We start from the raw sequence: 2,608 nt of genomic DNA, 5'->3' as shown, positions 1-2,608 counted from the left end.
CGCTCCAGCGTCGGTGCACCGTCGATCTCGCGCAGGACGTCGACCACGCGCCAGTCGACGAATGCGGACAGGGCCTGGTCACATGCCGCGATCTGTTCGGCGAACACCGGCGAGGAGTCCAGCAGTTCCACCGCCATCCCGGCCCACTGCGCTCCCTGGCCCGGGAACACGAACACCGCACTGCCACTGCCGGCCGCACGACCCTCGACCACATGATCAGCCGGATCACCGATGGCCAGCGCACCAAGACCGGCCAGCAACTCGTCACGGTCAGCCGCGACGACCGCGCCACGGTGCTCCAACCGCGCCCGCGTCGTCACCGACGAGAACGCCGCGTCCGCGAGCGACACCTCCGGCTTCGCCAGGAGGTGGGCGCGCAGGCGGTCCGCCTGCTCCCGCAGTGCCGCCTCAGACTTCGCGGACACCACGACAGGCACCACCGGCAACTCGTCGCCCTCGACCGGCTCCGACTCCTCCGCAGGGGCCTCCTCCAGGATCACGTGGGCGTTCGTGCCGCTCACACCGAACGACGACACACCGACACGCCGCGGACGGTCCGACTCAGGCCACTCCCGCGCCTCGGTCAGCAGCTCGACCTCGCCCGCCGACCAGTCCACGTGCGGGGACGGCTCGTCCACGTGCAGGGTCCGGGGGAGCACTCCGTGCTGCATCGCCATGACCATCTTGATGACGCCGGCGACACCTGCGGCTGTGGAGCTGTGTCCGATGTTGGACTTGATCGAGCCCAGCCACAGTGGATCGGCCGTCCGCTCACGGCCGTAGGTCGCCAGCAGCGCCTGCGCCTCGATCGGGTCGCCCAGCTTCGTGCCCGTGCCGTGGCCCTCGACCGCGTCGATCTCGGAAGGCTGCAGTCCGGCGTTGGCCAGCGCCTGGCGGATCACTCGCTCCTGCGACGGACCGTTCGGGGCCGTCAGGCCGTTGCTCGCACCGTCCTGATTGATCGCGCTGCCGCGCAGCACCGCGAGCACGTTGTGGCCCTTGCGGCGCGCGTCCGAGAGCCGCTCCACAACTACCAGGCCCAGTCCGTCCGAGAAGCCGGTGCCGTCCGCCGCACCTGCGTACGCCTTGCAACGCCCGTCCGGCGACAGCGCCCGCTGACGGCTGAACTCCACGAACAGGAACGGGCCGGACAGCACGGTGACGCCGCCGACGAGTGCCATCGAGCACTCGCCCGACCGCAGGGACTGCGCCGCCATGTGCAGCGCCACCAGCGACGACGAGCACGCAGTGTCCACCGACACCGACGGCCCCTCCAGGCCCAGGATGTAGGAGACGCGACCGGACACCACGCTCGTCGTGGACCCGGTCAGGCGGAGCCCCTCGACCTGGGGCAGGCTGCCCGCCGGGCCGACGGCGTAGTCCGACGCGCCGACGCCGCAGAAGACACCCGTGTCGCTGCCGCGCAGCGACGTCGGGTCGATGCCCGCGTTCTCGAACGCCTCCCACGCGGCCTCCAGCAGCAGTCGCTGCTGCGGGTCCATGGACAGCGCCTCACGCGGACTGATCCCGAAGAACTCCGCGTCGAAGTCGCTGACTCCGTCTATGAAGCCACCCACGCGCGAGTAGGAAGTCCCAGGCTGGTCGGGGTCCGGGTCGTAGAGCCGTTCCAGATCCCAACCGCGGTCGGACGGCATCGGCGACATGCCGTCGCGACCGGAGGCCACCAGTTCCCACAGTTCCTCGGGTGAGGTGACCCCGCCCGGGTAGCGGCAGCTCATACCGACGATCGCCAAAGGCTCGTTGGCCCGATCCTCGTACTCGCGCAGCCGGGCCTTGGCTTCGTTGAGGTCGACGGCCGTCCGCTTGAGGTATCGGAGAAGCTTCTCTTGCTCGGATTCGGTGCTGCCAGCGCTCATGTCCATAGTCCTTGTCATGCCTCGCCGAACTCGGCGTCGATCAGCTTGAAGACCTCGTCCGCGGTTGCGGCGGCCTCGATCTGTCCGCTGGTGTTCTGTCCGCTGTCGGAGATGTCGGCCAGCAGGGCACGAAGGCGACCCGCCACGCGCTGCTTCTCGGAGTCCTCGACCCCGGCGAGCATGTCCTCGAGCTTCTTCAGTTCCACGTCGATCGGCGGTTCCGCGGCGACGCCGCCGATCTCGGAGAGGAGCAGGTGGGCGACCGCCCTCGATGTCGGGTGGTCGAAGACCAGCGTCGCGGGCAGCCGTACGCCGGCAGCCTGCGTCAGACGGTTACGGAGCCCGACCGCGCCCAGCGAGTCGAAGCCGAGCTCCTGGAACGCACGGTCCGGGTCGATCGCCGCTCCAGATGCGTAGCCGATGACCGCCGCCGCCTGCGCCCGCACGAGGTCGAGTACGACCTGCTCCCGGTCGGCCTCTGCCACACCGGCCAGCCGCTGCGCCAGCGAGCCACCCGAGGGTTCGACCGATCGCTCCGGCATCCGGACCAGGCCGCGCAGCAGCGCGGGCAGCATCCCGTCCCGTGCCTGGACCCGCAGTGCGGCCGTGTCGAGCTTCACCGGCGCCAGTAGGGCTGCGTCGGCGCTGAGGCTGTGGTCGAACAGGTCCAGGCCCACCTCGGCCGACAGCGCGATGGTGCCCATCGCCTCGAGCCGCGCGATCTCGTCTTC

General features: G+C 70.2%; 2 protein-coding genes. Both read right to left on the bottom strand.

The genetic code is table 11. The features are described 5' to 3' along the window. Positions 1 to 1,877, bottom strand: a 1,877-nt coding sequence (locus ABZ208_RS38940) for a type I polyketide synthase (protein ID WP_356914177.1), incomplete at its 3' end; no start/stop codon positions are given. Between the two features lie 14 nt (positions 1,878 to 1,891). After that, positions 1,892 to 2,608: phosphopantetheine-binding protein (locus ABZ208_RS38935; RefSeq protein WP_356914176.1), on the bottom strand; the 717-nt coding region annotated here is incomplete at its 5' end.

Source organism: Streptomyces sp. NPDC006208, from assembly GCF_040613775.1.
In the GTDB taxonomy this organism is placed as follows: domain Bacteria; phylum Actinomycetota; class Actinomycetes; order Streptomycetales; family Streptomycetaceae; genus Streptomyces.
The sequence above is the reverse complement of the archived record's forward strand: the minus strand, read 5'-3'. Positions and strand labels throughout refer to the sequence as shown.